General features: G+C 73.0%; 21 protein-coding genes and 1 pseudogene. 7 read left to right on the top strand and 15 right to left on the bottom strand.

Annotated elements, in window-relative coordinates; genetic code table 11:
• Positions 1-19 precede the first annotated feature (19 nt).
• Together C1I98_RS06605 and C1I98_RS06600 are read left to right on the top strand one after the other, a co-directional pair.
• On the top strand, positions 20-928 hold the full coding sequence (locus C1I98_RS06605) for a dihydrodipicolinate synthase family protein (RefSeq protein WP_111166176.1): 909 nt from the start codon (positions 20-22) through the stop codon (positions 926-928).
• Positions 844-2,112, top strand: a complete 1,269-nt coding sequence (locus tag C1I98_RS06600) for an esterase-like activity of phytase family protein (RefSeq protein WP_199536763.1) — start codon at positions 844-846, stop codon at positions 2,110-2,112. Before C1I98_RS06605 ends, C1I98_RS06600 begins: the two co-directional genes overlap by 85 nt.
• Here C1I98_RS06600 and C1I98_RS06595 read toward each other — a convergent pair.
• The 5 genes from C1I98_RS06595 to C1I98_RS06575 are packed head-to-tail and all read right to left on the bottom strand — an operon-like array spanning position 2,015 to position 9,108.
• Positions 2,015-2,986 (bottom strand): hypothetical protein, encoded by a 972-nt coding sequence (locus tag C1I98_RS06595; RefSeq protein ID WP_233507291.1) that lies wholly within the window; start codon positions 2,984-2,986, stop codon positions 2,015-2,017. The genes C1I98_RS06600 and C1I98_RS06595 overlap by 98 nt on opposite strands.
• On the bottom strand, positions 2,983-5,427 hold the full coding sequence (locus C1I98_RS06590; RefSeq protein WP_111166175.1) for an AAA family ATPase: 2,445 nt from the start codon (positions 5,425-5,427) through the stop codon (positions 2,983-2,985). The genes C1I98_RS06595 and C1I98_RS06590 overlap by 4 nt, the downstream gene beginning before the upstream one ends.
• Positions 5,427-6,584, bottom strand: a complete 1,158-nt coding sequence (locus tag C1I98_RS06585) for an exonuclease SbcCD subunit D (protein WP_111166174.1) — start codon at positions 6,582-6,584, stop codon at positions 5,427-5,429. The genes C1I98_RS06590 and C1I98_RS06585 overlap by 1 nt, the downstream gene beginning before the upstream one ends.
• Before the next feature lie 7 nt (positions 6,585-6,591).
• A complete protein-coding gene (locus C1I98_RS06580) occupies positions 6,592-8,373 on the bottom strand; it encodes an ATP-binding protein (protein WP_233507288.1) in 1,782 nt (593 codons plus the stop codon).
• A gap of 30 nt (positions 8,374-8,403) precedes the next feature.
• Positions 8,404-9,108: a helix-turn-helix domain-containing protein gene (locus C1I98_RS06575; protein ID WP_111166173.1), complete on the bottom strand. Its 705-nt coding sequence runs from the start codon at positions 9,106-9,108 to the stop codon at positions 8,404-8,406.
• A gap of 96 nt (positions 9,109-9,204) precedes the next feature.
• Between C1I98_RS06575 and C1I98_RS06570 the strand changes: the two genes are divergently transcribed.
• Complete coding sequence (locus C1I98_RS06570; RefSeq protein ID WP_111166172.1) at positions 9,205-9,846, top strand: putative DNA-mimic protein; 642 nt, start codon at positions 9,205-9,207, stop codon at positions 9,844-9,846.
• A gap of 123 nt (positions 9,847-9,969) precedes the next feature.
• Here the strand turns inward: C1I98_RS06570 and C1I98_RS06565 are convergent.
• Positions 9,970-10,398, bottom strand: a pseudogene (locus C1I98_RS06565) (RNA 2'-phosphotransferase); the annotation flags it as partial.
• A gap of 75 nt (positions 10,399-10,473) precedes the next feature.
• On the opposite strand from C1I98_RS06565, the gene C1I98_RS06560 reads away from it, so the two are divergent.
• Positions 10,474-10,866, top strand: coding sequence for a hypothetical protein (locus C1I98_RS06560; RefSeq protein WP_111166171.1), 393 nt, complete (start codon positions 10,474-10,476; stop codon positions 10,864-10,866).
• A gap of 34 nt (positions 10,867-10,900) precedes the next feature.
• Positions 10,901-11,863 carry a hydroxyacid dehydrogenase gene (locus C1I98_RS06555; protein ID WP_199536760.1) on the top strand — a complete coding sequence of 321 codons (963 nt, stop codon included), beginning with the start codon at positions 10,901-10,903 and terminating at the stop codon, positions 11,861-11,863.
• Between the two features lie 58 nt (positions 11,864-11,921).
• Here the strand turns inward: C1I98_RS06555 and C1I98_RS06550 are convergent, their stop codons facing one another.
• The 4 genes from C1I98_RS06550 to C1I98_RS06535 all read right to left on the bottom strand — a co-directional run bounded on the left by C1I98_RS06550 (position 11,922) and on the right by C1I98_RS06535 (position 16,302).
• Positions 11,922-12,653 carry a sirohydrochlorin chelatase family protein gene (locus C1I98_RS06550; protein WP_111166170.1) on the bottom strand — a complete coding sequence of 244 codons (732 nt, stop codon included), beginning with the start codon at positions 12,651-12,653 and terminating at the stop codon, positions 11,922-11,924.
• 77 nt (positions 12,654-12,730) lie between these two features.
• Positions 12,731-13,684 (bottom strand): urea transporter, encoded by a 954-nt coding sequence (locus C1I98_RS06545; RefSeq protein ID WP_233507285.1) that lies wholly within the window; start codon positions 13,682-13,684, stop codon positions 12,731-12,733.
• Positions 13,685-13,924: 240 nt separating this feature from the next.
• A complete protein-coding gene (locus C1I98_RS06540) occupies positions 13,925-14,917 on the bottom strand; it encodes a cytochrome d ubiquinol oxidase subunit II (protein WP_111166169.1) in 993 nt (330 codons plus the stop codon).
• Positions 14,914-16,302 carry a cytochrome ubiquinol oxidase subunit I gene (locus C1I98_RS06535; protein ID WP_233507282.1) on the bottom strand — a complete coding sequence of 463 codons (1,389 nt, stop codon included), beginning with the start codon at positions 16,300-16,302 and terminating at the stop codon, positions 14,914-14,916. Before C1I98_RS06535 ends, C1I98_RS06540 begins: the two co-directional genes overlap by 4 nt.
• Positions 16,303-16,472: 170 nt before the next feature.
• Between C1I98_RS06535 and C1I98_RS06530 the strand changes: the two genes are divergently transcribed.
• Entirely contained in the window at positions 16,473-17,306 is an 834-nt protein-coding gene (locus tag C1I98_RS06530; RefSeq protein ID WP_111166168.1) for an SAM-dependent methyltransferase, read from the top strand.
• An 18-nt stretch (positions 17,307-17,324) separates the two neighbouring features.
• Here the strand turns inward: C1I98_RS06530 and ligD are convergent, their stop codons facing one another.
• Positions 17,325-18,299 carry a non-homologous end-joining DNA ligase gene (gene ligD, locus C1I98_RS06525; protein WP_199536759.1) on the bottom strand — a complete coding sequence of 325 codons (975 nt, stop codon included), beginning with the start codon at positions 18,297-18,299 and terminating at the stop codon, positions 17,325-17,327.
• Between the two features lie 483 nt (positions 18,300-18,782).
• On the opposite strand from ligD, the gene C1I98_RS06520 reads away from it, so the two are divergent.
• On the top strand, positions 18,783-19,643 hold the full coding sequence (locus C1I98_RS06520) for a sigma factor-like helix-turn-helix DNA-binding protein (protein WP_146607312.1): 861 nt from the start codon (positions 18,783-18,785) through the stop codon (positions 19,641-19,643).
• A gap of 5 nt (positions 19,644-19,648) precedes the next feature.
• Here C1I98_RS06520 and C1I98_RS06515 read toward each other — a convergent pair whose 3' ends face one another.
• The 4 genes from C1I98_RS06515 to C1I98_RS06500 form a co-directional block, all read right to left on the bottom strand.
• Positions 19,649-20,065, bottom strand: coding sequence for an RNHCP domain-containing protein (locus C1I98_RS06515; protein WP_111166165.1), 417 nt, complete (start codon positions 20,063-20,065; stop codon positions 19,649-19,651).
• Positions 20,062-20,427: an RNHCP domain-containing protein gene (locus C1I98_RS06510; RefSeq protein ID WP_111166164.1), complete on the bottom strand. Its 366-nt coding sequence runs from the start codon at positions 20,425-20,427 to the stop codon at positions 20,062-20,064. Before C1I98_RS06510 ends, C1I98_RS06515 begins: the two co-directional genes overlap by 4 nt.
• A 276-nt stretch (positions 20,428-20,703) precedes the next feature.
• Entirely contained in the window at positions 20,704-21,420 is a 717-nt protein-coding gene (locus tag C1I98_RS06505) for an HAD family hydrolase (RefSeq protein ID WP_111166187.1), read from the bottom strand.
• A gap of 36 nt (positions 21,421-21,456) precedes the next feature.
• The coding region (locus tag C1I98_RS06500) for a chitinase (protein WP_111166163.1) at positions 21,457-22,106 on the bottom strand (650 nt) is incomplete at its 5' end.

Below are 22,106 nucleotides of genomic sequence, written 5' to 3'. Positions count from 1 at the left end.
TACGAGCGAAGGACACCCGATGCACCACCCACCCAGCGCCGGCCTGGAGATCTGGGCGGCCACCCCGACCCCGTTCGGGCCCGACGGGGAGCTGCGCCCCGACGTCGTCGCCGAGCAGGCCCGCCACCTGACCGCGGCCGGGGTGAGCGGCGCGTTCGTCGGCGGGACGACCGGGGAGTTCGCCGCGCTGTCCACCGGGGAGCGGCTGGAGCTGGTGGCGGCGTGGGCCGCGTACCGGCCGCCGGGGCTGCGGCTCTGCGTCCATGTGGGGCACACCGCGCTCGGCGAGGCCACCGCGCTGGCCCGGCAGGCGGGGGAGCAGGGCGCGGACATGATCGCGGCGGTGGCCCCGTACTACGGCTCGCCGTCCGGCGCGGAGGCGGTGGTGGACCACCTGGCGGAGATCGCGGCGGCGGCGCCCGGCGTGCCGTTCTGCTACTACCACGCCCCGGAGATGAGCGGCCTGCGCGTGCCCGCCTCCGCCGTGGCCGCCGTTGCGGCCAAGCGCATTCCCGCGTTCGGCGCGGTCAAGTTCACCGACGGCGACCTGCTGGAGTTCGCCCGCACGCAGGAGGTCTCCCCGCATGTCCGGGTCTACTTCGGCAGGGACGAACTGCTGCCCGCCGCGTTCGGGATGGGCGGGCACGCGGTGATCGGCAGCCTCTACAACTTCCTGGCCCCCGCGGCCCGCGAGGTGTACGCGGCGGCGACCTCCGGCCGCCTGGACGACGCGGTACGCCTGCACCGCCCGTTCCGCGAGGTCGCCGACGTCGCCGACAGGCACGGCACGCTCCCGGTCGTCAAGGAACTGGCCGCCCTCCTCGGCGGCCCGGACACCGGCCGCTGCCGCTCCCCCTGGCACCGCCTCACCGGCCCGGCCCTGACCGACGTTCGCCGCCTGGCCGACCGCCTCGCCACGCCCGGCTGAACAGACCGCCGGGGCGCGTTGGGGCGAGCGGGCCTTTCCCCGGCGGCCCATGGCGATGCCGGCCGGGATGCGCGAGTGAAGGACCGCCTTCGCCCCCCGCCCGGGAAGGGGTCCAGGCGGCGGGCGGTCGCGGTGGCCGCCGCGCTCCCCCTGCCGTTCGTGACGACCGTGGCCACCGTCGTACCGGCCGCCGAGGCCGCGCCCGCGCGGGTCCGCATCACCCGTTTCCTGGGCAGACGCTCCCCCACAAGCTGCAGTTCCGCAACACGACGGTCGGCGGCCTTTCCGGACTGGACCGCGACCCGCGCACCGGCACCTGGTACTTCCTGTCCGACGACCGCTGGCGCTACCAGCCGCCGCGCTTCTACACCGGGACCCTGGACATCGACAGGAAGACCGGGAAGTTCAGCGGGGTCAAGCTGACCGGCGTCGCCTCGCTGCGGCGGCCGGACGGCTCCGGCTACCCCGAGTACGGCAAGGCCGGTTCGCCCGACCCCGAAGCGATCCGCTTCGACCGGTTCACCGGGCGGTTGCTGTGGAGCAGCGAGGGCGACCGCCCCGGCGGGACCACCACCGTGCCCGTCTTTCCGCTCAGCGTGCGCTGGATGGACAAGAAGGGCACCGAGACCGGCGAGCTGCGGGTGCCCGGCAACCTGACCATGACCGACACCGACACCGGCCCCCGCCGCAACTTCGGCTTCGAGGGGCTCACCTTCAGCCCGCACGGTATCGCCGCGATGGTCGAAGGACCGCTCCACCAGGACGGCGAGCCGGTGACCGCCGAACACGGCGCCCCGGCCCGGATCACCCTGTGGAGCCGCGGCGGCACGCCCAGGGGCCAGTACGTCTACCCGCTCGACCCGCTGCCCGCCGCTCCCGAGCCGCCCGACGGCCAGTCCGACGCCGGGGTGTCGGAGATCCTCGCCATCGACGACCACCGCTACCTGGCGCTCGAACGCTCCTGGCGGGAGGGCGCGGGCTACGCGGTGAAGCCGTACGAGGTCGACCTGCGCCGCGCGACGAACGTGCTGTGCCGCGACTCGCTGGCCACCGGCCGCCGCCAAGGGCTGCTGACCTGCCCGCGAGCTACGCCGCAGCGGCGGCGGCGCGCAGCGCGCGGTAGAGCAGCCGCGGGTCGCCCAGCCGGTGACGCAGCAGCTTTTCCAGGCCGCCGATCGGCGTGAGGTTCTGGGGGGCCCGCGGATCTTTGTAATCGACCCCGGCGAGCTGCGGCAGGGCCAGCGTGATCGAGTCGGCCAGCTCGATCACCTCGTCCGGCCGCAGGTCGGCCCCGGCCTCGCAGCGGGCGACCCCGGCCCACGGGGTCGCCGATCCGGATGGCAGCCGGACATACCAGGCATGCCGCCGCCAGCTCGTGCCCATCAGGAAGATCGGGGTGCGCTGCGCGGGCGCGAGCGCCGACACCACCGCCGCCTGTGGCGGCGGCAGGTAGGCGGTGTGGTGGGTCTTGATGTAGCCGACCGTGCGCGGCAGGTGGGTGCGGCCGCGCAACGGGCCGTCCACCAGCAGCAGCTCGTCCGCCCCCTCCTGCCGCCGGTGGCGTACGGCCAGCTCGACCTCCAGGTGGGTGACCTGCCGCTGCAACGCCAGCGACAGCTCGTCCATGCTGGCGTCGGCGGCGGGCAGCGCCTGGTAGACGGCGGCCGGTGTCTTCACGTCGGATGCGTACGGCGCGGCGCTGAACACCGACCGGCACACGTCGATCGCGGCCAGCGAGGCACCCTCCGGGCCGCACCTGACGATCCCCGCCGCGTAGGAGGCGGCGATGCCGGGCGTCGGTGTCGCCCCCTGTGGGTCGTGCATCCACACCCGGGCGTCGATCCGGCGCACGCCGTCGGCGACCAGCAGTACGCCGGGCGGGGTGGCGCCGGGGGCGGGGCCGACCGGCCGCCAGTCGGCCGCCGCCAGCTCCACATCGAGGTCGAGTTCGGCGCTGGTGGAGCCCAGCTCGGCCAGGGCCTCCTTGGTGAGCGCCGCCGCGTAGCCCGGGTCCCACGGATCGACGCTGAACCGCGAATCTCTCATCGTCGTCGTCACGACACCACCCTCCGCAGGTGCGAACCCTGGCCGTCGCGGCTGACCTCGAAGCGCACCGGCACCCGGTCGGCCAGCGCGGGCACGTGGGTGACCACGCCGACCATCCGGTCGTTGCCGGCTGCCAGGCGTTCCAGCGTGGCGGCCACCGTGTCGAGGGTGGCCGGGTCGAGCGTGCCGAAACCCTCGTCCAGGAAGATCGAGTCCAGGCTTCTGGCCGCGGTCGCGGCGAGCCCGGCGACCTGGCTGGACAGCGCGAGGGCCAGGGCCAGCGCCGCCTGGAAGGTCTCCCCGCCCGACAGCGTGCGGGCGCTGCGCCGCAGCCCCGCCTCGGCGTGGTCGATGACCTCGATCTCGCCGCGCTCGCCGAGCACCAGCTCGTACTGGCCGCCGGACAGGTCGTTCAGCGTCACAGACGCCTCGGCCACCAGCAGCGCCAGGGCCTCCGCGCACAGCCACCGCTCGAAGGCGTTGGCCCGCAGCAGCAGGGTCAGCTCGTGCGCCACCTGCTCCTCGCGCTCCTTGGCCGCGGCCTGCTCGGCCAGCTCCTTGGCCTGGACGCGGTTCTCCCTGACCCGGGCGAGCCGGTGTTCGGCGTGAACGACCGACCGGGCCAGCGTCTCGTGGATGGTCTCCGGCGTGGCACCGGCCGCCACCTGCACCTCGTGCCCGGCCAGCCGGGCCACCAGGGCCGACCGCTCCTGGTCGCGGGCCCGCTCGACGGCAGCCAGCTCGGTCTCCACGCCGCCCAGCGCCTTGCGCTCGGCGGTGGCGGCCTCCTCCCGCCAGGACAGCAGTGAGGTCCAGGCCGCGTGCAGGTCGGCGCGGTCGATCGGCGGGGCGCCCAGCACGACCACCCGGTCGCGGGCGGCGTCCACCTCGCGCCAGGACCGCTCGGACTTCTCCCGCAGCTCCGCGGCCCGGCGTTCGGCGCGGGCCAGCTCGCCTCTGGCCGCCCGGGTGGCCCGCCGGGCCCGGGCCAGGCGTTCTTCGGCGGCCTCGATCGCGGTCAGCTCCGCGGCCACCCGCGCCCGGTCGGCGGCGGCGGCCCGGGCGGCCAGCACCGCGAGCTGGCCTTCCAGCTCGTCGGCCTTCTGCTTGACCCTGGCGGCCTCGACCTCGGCCCGGCGGCGGTCGGCGCGGGCGCGTTCGAGGTCGGCTCCGCGGGCGCGGACCGTACGCTCGGCCGCGCCGAGATCGGCGGGCGCGGGGTGGTGCGGCAGCTCGGTGATGGCCCGCAGGCAGGTCGGGCAGGGCTCGCCGACGGCCAGGCGGCGGGCCAGGTCGGCGGCGGCGTGGGCGTCGCGCAGCCGCTCGCGGTCGCGTTCGGCCTCGGCGAGCGCCGCGGCGGCCCGTTGTTCGGCCTCGGCCGGCTTGGCCGCCCCGGTGGCGGCGGACGCGGCGGCGGCCTTGGCCGAACCGAGCGCGCGGGCCACCCTCTCCTGGTCGTCCACGGCGGTGAGCAGGGCGGTCAGCGCGGCCTTGTCGCCGAGCGCGGCGCGCTCGTCGTCGGCCCGCTGCTCGGCCTCGGCCAGCTTGGCGACCTCGGCGGACATCCGGGCCAGCGCCTCGGCGGCCTGCCGTACGGAGTCGGCGAGCGTGGGGACGTCGGGCGGCATGGCCAGGGCGGTCAGGGCGGTGAGGCGCTGACGCGCCGCCGTACGCTCCTGGCGCAGCGCCGCCGCCGCGTCGTCGCGTTCGCGCAGCGCCCGCAGGTCGCTCCTGGCCCGCTCGGCGAGGCCGCGCAGCGATTCGAGGCGGGCCGCGGCGGCCTGCTCGGCCGCCTCGTCGGCGTCGGCCAGCCGGGCCAGCCGGCCCCGCGCGAAGGCCGCGGCCTGCTTGGCGGCGTCCTCCTCGCGTACGGCGCGCTGCCTGATCCGCTCATAGACGTCGGCGTCGAGCAACTGGACCAGAAGGTCCTGCCGTTCGCGCGGCTGGGCGTGCAGGAACTCGGCGAACCTGCCCTGCGGAAGCACCACGCACTGGGTGAAGAACCGGTATTCCAGGCCGGTGACCCGCTGGACCTCGGCGGTGACCGCGTCGCCCTCGGCGATCGGCCGCAGCACCGCGCCCATCAGGTCGTCCAGCCCCGCGGTGGCGGGCACGGACGGGTCCAGCTCGTCGAGCCTGGCCTCCTTGGTGTGCACCCGGCCCTTGGCGTCGCGTTGCAGCGCGCGGACCACCCCGTGCCGGCGGCCGGCGCTCTCGAACACCAGGGCCACCTTGCCGGAGGCCGCGGACGGCGCGAGCGCGTGCGCGATCACGTTCTCCCTGCCCCAGCGGGGGACCGTGCCGTACAGGGCGAAGCAGATCGCGTCGATGACCGTGCTCTTGCCGGCCCCGGTCGGGCCGACCAGGGCGAAGTAGTCGACGTCGGTGAAGTCGATGGTGACCGGCTCGCGGAAGCTGCCGAAGTCGGCGAGGTGCAGGTGCAGCGGGCGCATCAGGTGGTCACCTCGTCATAGAGCCGGTCGAACAGCGCGGCGACGTTGTCGTCGTGCCGTCCGGCGGCGGTCAGGTAGTCGCGGAACAGCTCCCTCGGGCTGCGCCCGGTCGCTGCCGGACCGGCCTGGCGCACCGGGTTGACAGGGCGGAACCGCTCGTCGAGCACCACTTCGATGGCGCCGGGCAGGATCTCCCTGACGGTGTCGGCGAGCCCGGGGCGGGGTTTCTCCTCCACGATCACGCGCAGCCAGGTCTCGGTGTCCACGAGGTCGGCGGCCACGGCGGAAAGACGTTCGAGCGTGCCGCGTACGGTGGCCAGCGCGCGGGGCGCGTCGAAGGCGATCTCGCGCACCACGGCGGGACGGCCGGGCTCGACGGTGACCAGCAGCGCGCCGGGCGCGTTGGCCTCCTCGCCGAAGTCGACCGCCAGCGGCGAGCCGGAGTACCAGATCGGGCAGGGGCCGGGGATCTGCTGGCGGCGGTGCAGGTGGCCGAGCGCGGCGTACTGGGTGGTGGACGGGAACGCGGCGGCCTCGAAGTAGTAGGAGAAGATCGACTGGGCCTCCCGCTCGCCGCCGCCGAACTTCCCGCCGGGCAGCGTGCCGTGCGTGGTGACCAGGTTGACGGTGTCGGCGGCGAAGCCGGCGGTGAGCGCGCCGATCAGCTCGCCGATCCGGCCCGCGTAGTCGCGGTTGTGGTCGGCGGCGGTACCGGCCAGCACCTCGGCCGCGCGGATGACGTACCGGTGCGACAGGAACGGGAGCACGGCCAGCCGGACCGGCTCGCCCGAGCGGGCGGTGAAGGACAGCGTGCCGCCCGCCTCCGGGCGGCGAAAGCCGCCCACCACCTGGATGCCGAGCTTGCCGAGCACCGGCCGGTAGACCTCCAGGAGCTGCGGGTTGTCGTGGTTGCCCGCCAGCACCACGACGTCGCGCCCGCCCTCGCGCAGCGCCATCAGCGCGGGCAGCACCAGGCCCTGCGCCTCGGGGGTGGGCGCGGAGGTGTCGAACAGGTCGCCCGCCACGACCACCGCGTCCACGTCTTCGCGTCTGGCCAGCGTGACCAGCTCGCGGAGCACCGCGCGGTGCTCGTCCAGCCGGGAACGTCCCTTCAGGACCTTGCCGACATGCCAGTCGGCCGTGTGCAAGATCTTCATGTGTTCCTCAGAACGGAGGGATGTCGTCTTCCGGTGCGGTCCCGGGCAGCCCGGCGAACGGGTCGGCCGGTCTCGCCGCCGTCGTCACCGGCAGCGGCGCCGCCTCGGCGGGGCGGGTCGCCCAGGCCGGGAACGGGAAGTTCACCGTGAGCGGCACCGGGATCTCCGGCTGGGCGACGAACATGGTGCCCGGCTTGGCGATGGTCGCGCGCTCCCGGGCGGCCGGGGGCAGCCAGCCGTACTCCGAACGCGCGGCCTCGGCCGCGTCGAGCCGCCCGGCGACCCTGACCGCGCAGTTGGCCACGATCCGGCGTTCGACCTCCGAGGCGGTCTGCTGCGCCCCGATCAGGATCACCCCGAGGGAGCGCCCGCGCTCGGCGACGTCCAGCAGGATCTCCTTGATCGGCGAGTCGCCCTCGCGGGGGGCGTACTTGTTCAGCTCGTCGAGCACCACGAACAGCAGCGGGCGGGCCGAGCCGGTGCTCTCCTTGCGGGCGAACTCGCCGCGCAGCACCACGCCGACCACGAACCGCTGCGCCCGCTCGGGCAGGTTGTGCAGGTCGACGATGGTGACCTGGGCGTCAGAGGTGCGGATCGAATGCGCCGCCGCGGCCGGCAGGTCGCCGCGGACGATCGGCGAAAGCGGCCTGATCGCGCTGCGCAGCCGCCGCAGGAACGCGTTGACCGTGCCCAACGGCACCTGCGCGCCCGCCCACACCGCGCGGGTGCCCTCGTCGGCGAGCCGCTGGTCGATGACCTCGACCAGGTCGGGGAAGGTGCGGATGGCGGGGGTGGCCTCGCCGTCCGGGGTGCGGATCAGCACCGCCCCGCCGTCGCCCACCGGCTCGGCCCACGCCCGCAGCCTGGCCGCGACCTGGCCGACCAGCATGGAATATTGGGCGCGCTCGTCGTCGGCGTCGGCGAACACGAAGCGCAGCAGTTCCTCGCGGCAGAACTCGTGCAGGGTCCAGTAGTAGGAGCCGACCCCGTGGGTGCGCGAGGAGACGTGCGGCACGCCGTTGGGGTCGCCGGGCCGGGGCGGGGCGAAGACGTGCACGCTCTGGAACGGCTTGGCGGGCAGCCCGAGACGGCCGTAGGCGCGGATCGCCTCCGAATCCAGCCGGGTGTTGGCGTGGTCGAGGAACAGCAGATCCTCGCCCTTGACCGAGAAGATCAGCGCCTTGGTGTTGGCGGCCTCCGCGCCCAGGGCCGGGGAGTTGAAGATCGAGTAGACCAGAAAGGTCGCGAAGGAGGTCTTGGTGGCCACGCCGGAGACCCCGGAGATCGACACGTGCGCGCCACGCGTGCCGTCCAGGAAGTCGAAGTTGACGTACATCGGGTGCCCGTCGCGGCCGAGCCCGATCGGGACCCTGCGCTCCATGACGTCGAAGTAGAGCGCCTGCTCGCGGTCGGCCGACCCCGCCTTGTAGACCAGCGCGCCGGGCAGCGGCGGCACGAACACCTCGGGCTCCACCCGGGTGACGCGGACCTCGGCGACCTCCACGACGGCGGCGGGCAGCGCGCCCTCGGCGATCAGGAAGACGTCGGAGTCGTAGGTCGCGCCTTCGTGCCGCGCCTCGACCGCCGTGACCACCCCGGCCACCAGGACCGGGCCGTATCCCGGCACGTCTCGCCTGGTCACCACGACGTCGTCGAGCTGGGCGATCCTGCCGGGTTCGAACCCGACCCAGAACGACAGCGGCGAGGCCGCCTGGGTGCCGAGCACCCGCCCGACGGCCTCCCCCGGCTCGGCGTCACCGCCGGCGAGGACCGGGGCGTCGTCGATCACCAAACCATCCCCCAACCAATGAAATTGCGCTTATGCGATGAAATAATCGAATTTACTGGCGTCGCCGAGCGTTCTCTCCAGCGTTCTGATCACCTTACGGGCATCGTCGTCGGGGCCGGACATGTAGAACGGCTTTCCGTCCCGCCCGAAAGTGATCGCCGAAGGCCCTTCCCACGGCCCGAGGTGATCGGCGCAGCGCGCGTAGTCCTGGTGCGGCTCGAAGCCGAGCCCGCGGGCGTACTCGACCCCGCCGAACACCAGGTCGGCGGCCAGCTCGATCGGCGCCTCGGTCCATCCCGAGGAGTAGTCGCTGAAGAAGAACTCCCGCCAGCGCCGCAGCTCCAGTTCGCTCATCACCTGCGGCCCGAACGCGTTCTTCGCACCCAGGCAGTAGGTGTCCACCAGATAGCCGCAGACCAGCGTGTTGTCATAGCCGTGCCTGCGGGCCACCAGCACGCTGACCATGCCCGCCGCGCGGTCGCCCTCCGGGGCGGGGTCGGGCCACTGCCGCGAGGCGTCGATCGTGAGCCCTGCGCTCCACCCGGCGCTCACCCAGCACCCCACCAGCTCGGCCCGGCCCGGCCCGGCGTCGCCGGCCGCCTTCTCCGCCGCCACGGCGCGGACCAGGGGCGTGATGACCGCCGGGGGGACGCCGAGCGCCCGCGCGATCTCCTTGGGCGATCTGCCCTGTCCGCGCAGCTCGCGGACCTCGCTCAACAGCTCTGCCGTGTCCATAGATGCGTCCATAGGAGCGCGAGCCTATCGAGGGCCACCGACAGCGGACCACCGACACCGCGGGTTTGTCGGTGCCGCCCTGCATCATGTGGGCCCATGGGACTCGCCATCGTCGTCGGCATCCTCGGCGCCGCCGACGGCCCGGACACCCGGGCCGAAATCACCGCCGAATTATCCGCCCTGCGGCGCCTGCTCACGCTGGCCGGGCTGCCCGCCTGGCACGAGCCACCGGAGCCCGGGGAGCGGCCGGCCGAATACGAGATGTACGGCTACCGCGGGCTGCACCACCTGCGCCGGCTCGCCGTCCACGTGGCACACGCCGGGATGCTGCCGCCGCCGCTCGCCGCGGGCGGCGATCCCTCGGCCGACCCGCTGCTGCGCGCCGCCTACGACGGCGACCCCGACGGCGGCGGGTTCGACCACCTGGTCCACCACAGCGACGCCGAGGGCTACTACCTCCCCGTCGATTTCGCCGACGTCCTCTACGACGACTCGATCACCAGCGCGGATGTCGGCTCCTCCCAGCGGCTGCTGGCCGAATGCGAGCGCCTGGCCGCCATGCTGGGCCTGCCCGCCGGCCTCGATCCGTGGTCGCAGGAGGTCGAGGAGGCCATCGACGGCGAGGGCCCGGCCGCCGCCGGGTGGCGGCGCTACGGGGTCGAGGCGTTCACCTGCCTGCAGCTCATCAGTGCCGCCCGCCGTTCCGTGATCACCGGCGCGGCCCTCGTCTTCTGCTGATCCCGCGCCTTCACCCCGGGAAGCGGACGAACTCCGGCGGGACCTCCCCGACCAGCCAGACCCCGTTGTCGCTGAGTGGAACTCATGGCCCGCCCCGTGCATCGCCGCCGCGTCCACCACCAGCACCACCGCCCGGCCGCACCGCGCGCCCACTCTGGTCGCGGTCTCCCGGTCGGGCGACAGGTGGACGTGGTGGCGGTTCATCGGGCGCAGCCCTTCGGCGCGGATCGCGGCCAGGTCGCGGCCCACGGTGCCGTGGTACAGGACGGCGGGCGGCGGCACGACCGGCAGCCCCAGGTCCACCCGCACCGAATGCCCCTGACTGGCCCTGATCCGGCCGCCCTCGATGACGTATCGCCGCTTGTCGTTGTCGGCGACGACGCGTTCCAGTTCCTCCCGCGAGATCGGGAACCCGTGCGCGGCGGCGGCGCTCAGCAGTGTCTCGGCGCCGACCCAGCCGTTCGGATCGAGTTCGATGCCGATCCGGCCGGGCTCGTGCCGCAGGTGTTTGGCGAGATATTTCGAGATCCGTACCGATCGGCGGTCATCCATCATGCCGCCATTTTGTCGGACCACGTTGCTTTCATTGGTGGTGTCCATCGACATCGGTGAGGGCGGGGCCGGGCAATGACATCTGTGACGTTTCGTGACGAGACCTCCGCCGGAAGGCCGCTGGAGGAGTTCACGCTGCCCGGCCTGCCCGATCGGATATCCGCGCGGGCGCTCGTCCGGCTGCGGGTGCGCGAGGAGGTCGCCCGGCACAACGCGGGTCCCAGGCGGCGCCGCCCCGGCCTGGTCGCGCCGCTCGAGGCGGAGGCCGAGCTGAACGGCTACGAGGCGGGCAGGCCGCGCCCGATCGACTGGGAGCGCCAGGCCGACGCGGCGGAGGCGGCCTTCGCCCGTAACGGGTTCGTCCTGCTGACCGGTGAGCGTCAGATCGAAGACCTCGACGAGGAGATCGACCTGACCGCCGACCCGGTGATCTCCTTCGTCAGGCTGCTGCCGCTGGTCGGCGGGTGATCATCGGCAGGCCGGGTGGCGATAGGTTGGCGGGGTGCTGAATGCGGCGTTCGTGCTGGACCCTGCGGTGTTCGACGACGTGTACGGGCCGTCGCTGGCCCGGCTGCGGCGGGTCGCGCGGGTGATCCACGGCCCGGCCGCGGAGCCGGGGCCGATGGCCGAGGTCGATGTGCTCTGCACGAGCTGGGGAGCGCCACGGCTGGGCGCGGCGCTGCTGGCGGCGGCCCCGCGGCTGTCCCTGGTGCTGCACGCGGCGGGGTCGGTGCGGGCGTTCGTCACGCCGGAGTTCTGGGCGCGGGGCGTTCCGCTGGTGTCGGCCTACCGGGCCAACGCCGTGCCGGTGGCCGACTTCACCGCCGCGCAGATCGTGTACGCGCTCAAACAGGGGTGGCGGCACGTCCTTGCGGCCAGGGAGCGGCGGGCCCCGGTCGCGCCGATGCCCGCGCCCGGCACATACGGCGCGCGCGTCGGCCTGCTGTCGCTCGGGGCGGTCGGCCGGCTGGTGGCCGGACGGCTCGCCGCGCTGGACGTGGAGGTGATCGCGCACGACCCCTACGCCGACCCCGCGACGGCGGGCGTCCCGCTGACCGGGCTCGCCGAGCTGTTCTCGACCTGCGACGTCGTCAGCGTGCACACGCCGCTGCTGCCGGAGACCGCCGGGCTGGTCGGCGCGAGCCTGCTGCGTTCGATGCGCCGGGGGGCCACGCTGATCAACACGGCCCGCGGGCGGATCATCGACGAGCCCGCCCTGGTCGAGGTCCTGACCGAGCGACCCGACCTGTTCGCGGTCCTCGACGTGACCGACCCCGAACCGTCCGTGCCCGGCTCGCCGCTGTTCACCCTTCCCAACGTCGTCGTCACCCCGCACCTCGCGGGCAGCCTGGGCGCAGAACGCGCCCGCCTCGGCGCCCTGGTCACCGATGAGCTGGAACGCTTCGCCGCCGGCCTGCCACTGGAACACGCCCTCACCCGCGAAAGCGCCGAGAGACTCGCCTGACCACCGCGACCCGCGCCGGCCGGGGCCAGCCGGTGATCACGCGGCGCACTCGTACCGGCTATCCGGCGTTGTGATCCGCTCCTTCTTGGTGATCGTGGTCGCGGGCGATGAGTACGGCGGTGATGCCGTCCTCGCCGTACCGCGCGAAGCGGTCCTCGGCGGCGGCGACCCGCTCGCGGACGAGCCTGACCATGGCGGCCGGGCCGAGCAGCGGCCCTCCGTCCACGATCCTCGGGTCGGCGGGGATCGGCGGGCGCACGAAGGCGGCGGGCAGCACGGCGACGGACTCCGCGCCGAGCCGCAGGCACCGGTCCACCCCCTCGGCCAGGTCCGGCTCGCCGCCGAGCAGGGCGACCTCGACCATGTCGGCCCCGTCGCGGACCAGCCTGGCCACCCGGAACAGCTCGGCGTCCGCCTCGGCCGAGGCCGCCGGGGCGACCAGAAGCGCGGCCCGCCCCTTGGCGGCGGTCCTGCGGGCGGCGGCGAGCAGCAGGCTCACCAGGTCGGATATCTCGCACAGCGGGTCGGTGAGCAGCAGCTCGCCGCCGCGGCGGCCCCGCCTGGCCCAGGCGAGCGTCCGCGCGGCGTCCCTGAGCATGTCCGGGTCTCTGCCCAAGGTCATCGGGACGACCGCCACGGGCGTCGGCGTCGCGAGCACTCCCGACAGTTCCCGGCCCGGGGCGACGGCCTCCGGCTCCAGCCCGCCCAAGGCCCGGCCGTGCCCGCTCTCGTGCCCGCCCACCAGGACGACGCGGCGCGTCACCGGGTCGGCCCGGTACGGCGCGCGCATCTCATCCGCCGATCAGGCCGTGGGCGCCGGCCACGGCCGCGCTGTAGCCGAGCTTGAGGTTCATGGGACGCTCCTTGTCAGGATGGTCTGCGAATCTTGGAGAACATCGGGACGGCCGCCAGAAAGGTCCAGGTGACCAGGACGAACGGCCAGGTCAGCGCCGGCCCGCCGACCGGCCTGAAGAGCGCGGCGACTCCCGCGGTGACGAACACCGAGGCGACGGCTCCGAGCACCGCGTACAGCACCCCGTACGGCGTGAGCGCGACGAACACCCCGGCCAGGGCGATGGCGGTCAGCACCGAGTTGTAGCCGTAAAGGCCCGCCCCGATGTCGGTGGCGGGGGCCCCGAGGATCACCGCGACGACGATCCCGATGGCGCTGCCCGCGACCGCGGCGATGGCCGCGACCCTGCTGGCGACCAGCAGGCCGATCAGGAAGACCAGCCCGGCGTACCACTTGTCCTGGAAGAACACCTGGCCGATGCCGTTGAGCAGGCCCTGCCAGACGTCCGTGTACGACAGCGCGGCCGTGGGCTCCGCCGTGGCGGGCGCGGGCGGGAGCCGGGCGTCCCATATCCGGGCGAAGGCCGGGCCGCCGATCATCATGAGCGAGGTGACCACGCAGAAGGGAGCGGTGAGGGCCGGTACGTCGTAGGGCGCCAGCAGTACGGTCAGCGCCGCGGTCACCACGGCGCCGAGCACGGACGCGGCGATCACCAGCATCAGGGCGACCCAGCCCATCTCGAAGAACAGCGCCACGGCGACACCGATCAGCGTCCCGTTGAACCCTTCGAGGCCGATGGTGAGGCGGTCCCTGGCGACGCCGAGGACCCATGCGGTGACCGTCGTGACGAGCGCGCCGATCAGCGCGAAGACCGCGAACCGCCAGCCGCCCAGCAGTAGCGCGAGCAGGAACAGCAGGGCGGTCCAGACATTGTTCTGGAACTCGACCTGGCAGACGCCGCGCAGTGTGGCGAGCGGCAGCTCGCGCGCCTGTAGGCCGTCCTGGTGATCTGTGGAATTGGCGGACACGTGGCCGGACTCCGATCGATGACTGAACTTCGACACCCCCGGCACCAGCCCGCCCCCATCGGCACCTCGACCGGCCTCAGGGCCGCTTCCGGCCCGCCGTCCCCCGGGTGGGCATCGCCGCGCCCCCGCCGGTGAGCCTGGGGCAAAAATGTACTTTTGGACCGACTGCCGGATTCCTCCCCTTCCGTCCGCCGGGCAGTCCGGCGGCGGGCGATTTCGCGCGAATGCTTTACCGGACTTTCACCGGCGTTGCTGGAGGTAGTAGAGCCAGACCAGCGACGGGACCAGCAGCACGGCCCCGACCGCCACGCTGACCAGGGTGGCGGTGAGCACGGCCGGGGTCGCCGCGGCCTCCTGGTAGCCGAGGGACGGCGGCAGCATCAGCGGGTACTGGGCGACCGCCCACCCCCACAGCACGGCGGTCACCGCGAGCGCGGAGGCGGCGCGGGCCGAGGCGAAGCGCCGCAGCCAGAGCAGGGCCAGCGCCGCCGTACCCGCCAGCGCGGAGACGACCACCAGCGGCAGCGCGCGGCCGGTGAGCCCCGCGAAGAGCGCGGGCGCGTCCGCGCGCAGCACGCCGATGCCGCCGAGCGCCACGACGCCCATCGCCACCCCGGTGACCAGGGCCCGGGTGCGGAACTCCGCGGCCAGGCCCGCCTCGCCCGCCCGCCTGGCGTCGTCGCACAGGTAGGCGGCGGCGAGGTACGCGCAGACGCCCACCGCGAGCACCCCGCCCAGCAGCCCCGTGGGGTTCAGCCAGCTTCCCACCAGGTCGCCCGCGGCCAGCCCGGGCGGCACCCGGCCGGAGGCGATCGCCCCCGCGACCGTGCCGAGGAAGAAGGGGGTGAAGAGCGAGGAAAGCGCGAAGACCGCGCCGAACAGCCGCCGCTCCCACAGCCGCTCGCCGACCTTGCGGAAGGCGAAGGCCGCGCCGCGCGCGATGACGCCGAGCGCCACCAGGGTCAGCGGTATGTAGAGCGTGGACATCACCGCGGCGAACACCCCGGGAAATCCGGTCCACAACACCACGATCACGAAGATCAGCCAGACGTGGTTCGCCTCCCACACCGAGCCGATCGCGTGCTCGATCAGCCGCCGCCTGGGCAGGCCCGCCGTACTCCCGCCGGACAGCAGGTCCCACAGCCCGGCGCCGAAGTCCGCCCCGCCGAACAGCGCGTACAGCGTGAGACCGGCCCACAGCACCCCCAGGGTGAGCTGGGCGGGCTCGGTCACGAGGGCACCTGTCCCGGCTCGGGCTCCGGTTCCTGCGGGGCGAGCGGCCGTTCGCCGCCGGCCAGCCGGCGCAGTACGTACACCGTGACGACGGTCAGCACCACGTACACGGCGGACACGATCAGGAAGCCCGCCCAAAGCCCGGGCGCGGGATTGACGGCGTCGGCCGTGCGCATAACGCCGTACACGATCCACGGCTGCCTGCCGACCTCGGTCACCACCCAGCCGGCCTCCACCGCGACCGCCGCGGCGAGCCCCGACAGCGCGGCCAGGCGCGGGAACCAGCGGGAGCGCGGCAGGTCGCGCCGCCGCCACCAGGCCAGCGCGAACCACGCGGACAGCGCCAGCAGGAAGAACCCGATCCCGACCATGAGATCGAAGGCCAGGTGCACCACGGTCACCGGCGGGCGGTCGGCGGGCGGCACCTCGGAAAGCCCGCGCACCACGGTGTCCGTGCTCTCGCCGACCAGTATCGAAAGGGCCCCGGGGATCTCCAGCCCGTACCGCAGCCCCTCGCCGGTCGCGAACCCGCCGATCGTCAGCGGCGCGTCGGGGCCGGTGCGGTACAGCCCTTCCATGGCGGCCAGCTTGACCGGCTGGTAGTGCGCGAGGAAGCGGGCGGCGAGGTCGCCCACCAGGATCTGGAACGGTGTGACGATCGCGGCCACGGTGAACGGGATGGCGAACCCCAGCCGGTGGTAGCGGTCCCGCCGGCCGCGCAGCATCGCCACCGCGTACACGCTCGCCGTGGCGAACCCGGCCACCATGAACGCGGCGAGGATCATGTGGACGGTCTGCGGCGGCGTCGCCGGGTTGAACATCGCCGCCCAGGGATCGACCTGGGTGATCCTGCCGCCGTCCAGGGTGAAGCCGCGCGGCTGGTTCATCCAGGCGTTCGCGGTGACCACGAAGAACGCCGAGGCCACCCCGGCGACCGCCACGGGCACGAGCGTCCAGGCGCGCAGCGCCGGGGACAGCAGGCCGCCCGTGTAGAGGTAGATCCCGATGAAGATCGCCTCAATGAAGAAGGCGAACCCCTCCAAGGCGAAGGGCAGTCCGATGACCTCGCCGTACAGGCCCATCATGCCGGGCCACAGCAGGCCCAGTTCGAAGCTCAGGATGGTGCCGGAGACAGCGCCGACCGCGAAGAGCACGCCGGTGGTGCGGGCCCAGCGTTCGATGAGCCGGCGGCAGTCGGGGTCGCCCCGCCGTACCGCCCGCCACTCGGCGATCAGCAGCAGCGCAGGCATCCCGACGCCCATGCAGGCCAGCACGATGTGCCAGCCGAGCGACAGGGCCATCTGAAGGCGGGCCGCGACGAGGTCGCCGCCGGCGGCCGGCCCGAGCGCGTCGATCGCCGACCACACGATGCAGTGGGGCACCACCGGCGGATTCCCTCCGGCCGGTCGCGGCACTCCCCCGGGCGGCGGATTAAACGGTAAAGTCCGGCGCGGCGACGCGCCGGATATGAAACATCACACAACGGAGAAAGATCCTGGTTAAAATCCGTACACCTCGTGACCGACGATCACGACTGTGGGGGGACGGAGCACGAATGACCGAGCGCGAGACGGCTCCGCCGGAGATCAACACCGGCGTGCCGAGCGTCGCACGGGTCTATGACCACTTTCTCGGCGGGAAGGACAACTTCGCCGCCGACCGCGAGGTCGTCGATGAGGTGATCAGGGCGATGCCGCCCGGCTGGCGCCCCTCGACGAGCGCGCTGGACAACCGGGCGTTCCTGCGCCGGGCGGTCCGGTACCTGGTGCGGGTGGCGGGCGTCCGGCAGTTCCTGGACATCGGTTCGGGCCTGCCGACGCAGGGCAACGTCCACCAGGTCGCCCAGGCGGCGCACCCCGACTGCCGCGTGGTCTATGTGGACAACGATCCGATCGTGCTCGTCCATGCCAGGGCGCTGCTGGCCCGCGATCCCGGCACCACGGTCATCACTGCCGACATCCGGCGTCCCACCGAGATCCTGGACAATCCGGTCGTCCGCGACTTCATCGATTTCCAGCAGCCGGTGGGGCTGCTGCTGGTGGGCATCCTGCACCACATCCACGACCACGAGGACCCGGGCGGCATCGCCCGTCGCCTGGTGGCGGGCGTGCCGCCGGGCAGCTACCTGGCCATCTCCCACTTCCGCGATCCGGGGCCCGAGCATCCGGAGGAGTCCGAGCTGGCCGCCCGGCGCGAGCAGATCTTCACCGAACGGCTGGGCGTGGGCCGGTGGCGCACCCAGGAGGAGATCGTCTCCTTCTTCGGCGACCTGGAGCTGGTCGAGCCCGGCGTGGTGCCGCTTCAGGAATGGCGGCCCGATCCGGGCGACCTCATCGAAAAGCACGAGATCTACCACACGTTCGTCGGCGGGGTGGGCCGCAAGCGCTGAGGCCGGGGGCGGTGGAGGTCAGCCCGCGATCCGGCCCTCACCGTTCTCGCGGCGGACCTCGCCGGGGCTCTTGTCGGGCTTGAGCCCGCGCCAGGCCGGGTGGCGCATCATGCCGTCGCCGGTCCACTCACCGAACCGCACCTCGCCGACGAGCACCGGCTCCACCCACTGCGCCTCGCGGGCGTGCTCGCGCGGTACCGGCCCGTCGAACGGCGGGTCGTCGCGGCGCAGCGGGGCCAGCCGCCCGGCGAGGTCGCGCAGCGCCGCCTCGGTGAACCCGGTGCCGACGTGCCCGGCGAACACCAGCCGGCCCTGCGCGTCGGGTACGCCGAGCAGCAGCGACCCGATCATCCCGGTTCGCCGTCCCGCCCCCGGCTTCCAGCCTCCGATGATCACCTCCTGGGTGCGGAGGTTCTTCACCTTCGTCCATTCGGCGGTGCGCCTGCCCGGCCGGTACGGCGAGTCCAGCCGCTTGGCCACGACCCCCTCCAGCCGCCACTCCTTGCTCAGCTCCACCGCCCGCGCCCCGGCCCCGGTGCCGGAGAACCACGCGGGCACCTGCCAGCGCGCGCCCGGTGTCACGATGTTCTCCAGGAGTTCGCGCCGCCCGGTGTACGGCAGGCCGACCACCGCCTCGGCGTTCACGTGCAGCACGTCGAACAGCAGGTACGTCACCGGCACCGCGCCGACCAGCTCCGCGACGCGGGCGGGCCTGCGCTGGTGCATGCGCGGCTGCAACGCCTCGAAGGAGGGCCGCCCCTCGTCGTCGAACGCGACGATCTCGCCGTCCAGCACGAGATCGCGCCCGTCCACCGCCCCGGCCATCATCGCCAGCTCGGGGTAGGCGGCCGTGACGTCCTTGGCGTTGCGCGAGACCAGCTTGACCGCGCCGCCCTGCACGTACGCCAGCGCCCGCACGCCGTCCCACTTCATCTCGAACCCGAAGCGGTCCTCGGCCGCCGCCTCCGGCAGGCTCCCGAGCACCGCCATCATCGGCGCATACACTGGCAAACCACTCACACGGTGATAAATACCCAGGTAGCCCCGCTTGGCCCCCCGCGTCGGGTCCGGCCACCCGGAGCTCCGCCGCATCACCCGTCCCGCCCGGCCGGTCCTGAATCAACGGGTAAAAAGAGGACCTTTTCCAGCCGCCAATTCCACGCTCCCGGATATATCGCCGAACCCTCGCGCACGGCCCGGCGGGAGTGACATGCTGAAGACATGCGAGGCGGCTACCGGGAAAAATGCAATGACGAAATGCCCACATTGCAGTGAATCGGCCGATCAGGCCGGTCCACCTGCTCGACTCTGCGAGGTCCCATGCCATCAGCGGAGGAAGTCCTTGCGTCCCTGATCCGGGACAAAAGAGCCGGACGAATACTGGCGGAAGCACTCGAAACAATTCCAGACGGAGAGTTCACGAACGCGCCGAGTGACGATACGTCTGTCCAGAATGCGGTGAAGCTCAGCGCGCAGATGATTCGCCGGGTTTACCCCGACTCCTACGGCGACGCCCTGCCCGGCCTGCACCTGATCGCCGAGCACGAGATCGCCCCCCAGGAGATGGCCACCCGCTACCGCTACGCGCTGGCCCGCGACGGCATCCGCACCTGGGGCGACCTCGCGGACTGCGACGAGATCCGGCTCCTCGACATCCACATGTTCGGGTCCACCTGCCTGGCCGCCGTGGTCGAGGCCGCCGTGTGGCGCATGGCCGTGATCGCCCTGGACGGTTCCAACCAGTTCACCGGACGGGCCGCGACGCCGTCCGCGCCACCGGAGTGGATCGCGCTGCCGCTGCGCCCGCTGGTCGCCTGGGCGGTCGCCGAGCGCGGCGCGACCACCCTCGACGACCTCCTCGTCCTCTCCCCCGCCCTCGGCCCGCTACCGGCCGGGATCACCAGCCAGTGGCGGCAGGCCAACGCGGTCAACCTGCGCGCCTTCGTCGGGGCCGCCGCCGACCCGCCCGACCTCGCCGTGCTCCTGCGCGCCCTGCTCACCGAGGTGGACGGCCGGCGCGAGCTGATCTTGACCCAGCGCACTTTCGCCGCCCGGCCGCAGACCTACCAGGCCCTGGGCAGACGGCTCGGGGTCAGCGCGGGCCGGGCCAGGCAGTTGGAGGAGTCGGCGCTCAGCCGGCTCGGCTACGCCGTCGCCACCCCGCGCTACACGCCGCTGCGCTGGCATCTCGACGAACGCCTGCGCCAGGCGCGCACCCTCGGCCGGCCCGCCGACACGACGCTGTCCGACCCGGACCCGGTGCTCACCAGGCTGCTCTCCTGGCTGTGCGAGACGCACGCGGACGCACACGCCTACTCCCCCAACCACCTGCCCTGACCCCGCTACAGCGCGAGCAGCGCGCGCACCGGCATGCGGGAGTCGGACAGTGGCCGGACTGCGATGCGGATCAGCGCCAGCGCGTTGTCATCGCCCGCGATGCGATTGACGCTCAGCCCGCCACAGGACAGGCAGTGATGGATGATCAGCCACTCCCCGTCCGGCCTGGCCGTGACGCTCAGCGCCGCCATCCTGCCGCCGCAGCCCGCCCGCCGGTCGCCGGGCACCCGTTCGTCGAGGTGCCGGCTGGTCAGGCAGTTCGGGCAGTGGTTGCGATGGGCGGTGCCCGGCGCGGCCAGCGGCACGTCCAGCCGGCAGCCCACGCAGCGGAAGGCGTCGCCGCCGCCCACATCGCGGACATCCGCCTTTCGCCGCTGCGGCCTGCGCGGACGCGGTTTGCCCCGGGACCTCGCGCGCTTCACAGGTCACCGAACGCTTCCAGCGGGAACGGCGGCTGGGCCAGCGGCCGCACCGCCATCCGCATCAGGATGAGCTGGTTGTCATCCGAGCAGATCGGGTTGGAGGTCAGCTCGCCGCAACGGGTGCAGCGATGGATGACCATCCATCCGCCGTCGCGCAGCACCGCGATGGCGATCGGCGCCATCCGCGACCCGCACTCGGACGGCCCGCCCTCGACCCGGTCGATGACGTGCTGGGAGTAGAGGCAGCTCGGGCAGTGGTTGCGCCGGGCCCCTGCGGGCCCGACGGCGGTGACGGTCAGCCCGCAGCGCACGCAGGCGAAAGTGTCGGTGCTGACGATGGAACGAACGGACTTGGCGGACACGGTGGAAGACTCCTTGCCGAGATGGTGCGTAGGAAAGCAGCAAGGAAGCGCCGAGCGTGTCTCAGAGAGCAGGCGTGCGCGAGCCGGGATCCGGGCCGCGCTGACACGAGAAGGCGGTCAGTGACGGGTTTCGCGCACGGCACGCAGAGACGCGCTTGGCGCTGACTGGCACATAAACCGTTCCCCTTCCAGGCGCGAACGCCCAACCTCCACCGGTGTGTCAACGGACACGCTAGCAACACCCCGCCGCCGCGCGCGATCCATTTTTCCGGCGCGTTACCGGGCGGCCGTGCCCAGGATGGCGGCGATGACCTGCTCGGTGTCGGCGAGGTCGGGGAGGATCAGGTCCGCCCCCGCAGCACGCAGGCTCTCGGCGTCGCAGAAGCCGGTCGCCACCGCCACGACCCGCGCGCCGCCGAGGCGTCCGGCGCGCACGTCGTTGAGCGTGTCGCCGATCAGCACGGTGTCGGCGGGGGTGAACGGCCCGCCGTACTTGACGGCGGCCCGCTCCTGGGCCAGCCGGACCAGCTCGGGGCGGTCCTCGTGGTCCATCCCGTAGGCCCCGACGGAGAAGTCCACGAACCGGTCCAGCCCGAAGGCGCGCAGCTTGCCGATCGCGATCGGCTCCATGTTCCCGGTCAGCACCGACTGGATCACATCGTCCCGCCTGGCGAGCGCGGTCAGCACGTCAACGGCCCCGGCGAGGATACCGCCGTACTCGCCGAGCCCAGCCTCGTACCGCACGAATGCATCGGCCAGCGCGCCGCCCAGCGATTCGAGCAGCGCGCCGGTGGGGTCGGTGATGCCGTGACTGCGCAGCATCTCCGCGCTCATCGCGCGGTCGGTGCCGCCCATCGTCAGGTCGGCGGCCTCGCGCATCGGCTGGCCGGTGACGCTCAGGAACGCCTCTCCGTAGATCATGCGGCCGAACCCGCGAAGGCTGATCAGCGTGTGGTCGATATCCCATAGGACGAGTGTTTTGTCGGTCTGCACGACAGGCACGCTATCCGAGCCGCCCCGGGCGGTGGTTCAGCAGCTCAGGTTGCCGCCCGGGGTGGTGCCGAGGATCTGCACGAACCGCTGGTACGCCTGGATCCGGCTCTGTACCTGCTGCGGGTTGCCGCCGTTGCACTCCATCGCGCCGTTGATGCTGCGGATGGTCTCGCCGAAGCCGCGGCCGTTCACGATGGCGTCGTGCGGCGTCATGGTGCCGGGCCCGCTCTGGGTGTTCCAGTACCAAAGCGCCGTCTTCCAGGACACCGCCGAGTCGTTCTCCACGAGCCAGGGGTTGCGCAGCAGGTCGAGCCCGAGGGCGTCGCCCGCCGCCTTGTAGTTGTAGTTCCAGCTCAGTTGGATCGGGCCGCGTCCGTAGTAGGCGGCCCGGCCCGCCGGGCACCCGTACGGCCGGCTCGCCTCGCAGTAGTGCGGGTAGTTGGAGGTGTTCTGCTCGACGATGTGGACCAGGCCGCCGGTCTCGTGGTCGACGTTGGCCAGGAAGGCCGCGGCCTCCTGCCTGCGCACGGTGTCGCTGCCGGTCTTGGCGAAGCCGGGGTACGCGCTCAGTGCGGCGGTGAGCCCGGCGTAGGTGTAGAACGGCCGGCGGTTCGGGAACATCTGCTCGAACTGCGCCTCGGTCACCACGAACCCGGTCGGGTCGGGCGTTTGGGTCACCGTGGGGG

Origin of the sequence: Spongiactinospora gelatinilytica (assembly GCF_003236385.1) — a bacterium.
GTDB lineage: Bacteria > Actinomycetota > Actinomycetes > Streptosporangiales > Streptosporangiaceae > Spongiactinospora > Spongiactinospora gelatinilytica.
The sequence above is the reverse complement of the archived record's forward strand: the minus strand, read 5'-3'. Positions and strand labels throughout refer to the sequence as shown.

What these genes read in the sequence shown, in the direction of transcription:
- C1I98_RS06590 (WP_111166175.1), bottom strand. Translation starts at nt 5,427, where the DNA reads ATGCGCCCGCTGCACCTGCACCTCGCCGACTTCGGCAGCTTCCGCGAG.
- ligD (WP_199536759.1), bottom strand. Translation starts at nt 18,299, where the DNA reads ATGATGGCGGTGCTCGGGAGCCTGCCGGAGGCGGCGGCCGAGGACCGC.
- C1I98_RS06520 (WP_146607312.1), top strand. Translation starts at nt 18,783, where the DNA reads ATGATTCGCCGGGTTTACCCCGACTCCTACGGCGACGCCCTGCCCGGC.
- C1I98_RS06530 (WP_111166168.1), top strand. Translation starts at nt 16,473, where the DNA reads ATGACCGAGCGCGAGACGGCTCCGCCGGAGATCAACACCGGCGTGCCG.
- C1I98_RS06560 (WP_111166171.1), top strand. Translation starts at nt 10,474, where the DNA reads ATGACATCTGTGACGTTTCGTGACGAGACCTCCGCCGGAAGGCCGCTG.
- C1I98_RS06550 (WP_111166170.1), bottom strand. Translation starts at nt 12,653, where the DNA reads ATGCGCGCGCCGTACCGGGCCGACCCGGTGACGCGCCGCGTCGTCCTG.
- C1I98_RS06585 (WP_111166174.1), bottom strand. Translation starts at nt 6,584, where the DNA reads ATGAAGATCTTGCACACGGCCGACTGGCATGTCGGCAAGGTCCTGAAG.
- C1I98_RS06605 (WP_111166176.1), top strand. Translation starts at nt 20, where the DNA reads ATGCACCACCCACCCAGCGCCGGCCTGGAGATCTGGGCGGCCACCCCG.
- C1I98_RS06570 (WP_111166172.1), top strand. Translation starts at nt 9,205, where the DNA reads ATGGGACTCGCCATCGTCGTCGGCATCCTCGGCGCCGCCGACGGCCCG.
- C1I98_RS06575 (WP_111166173.1), bottom strand. Translation starts at nt 9,108, where the DNA reads ATGGACACGGCAGAGCTGTTGAGCGAGGTCCGCGAGCTGCGCGGACAG.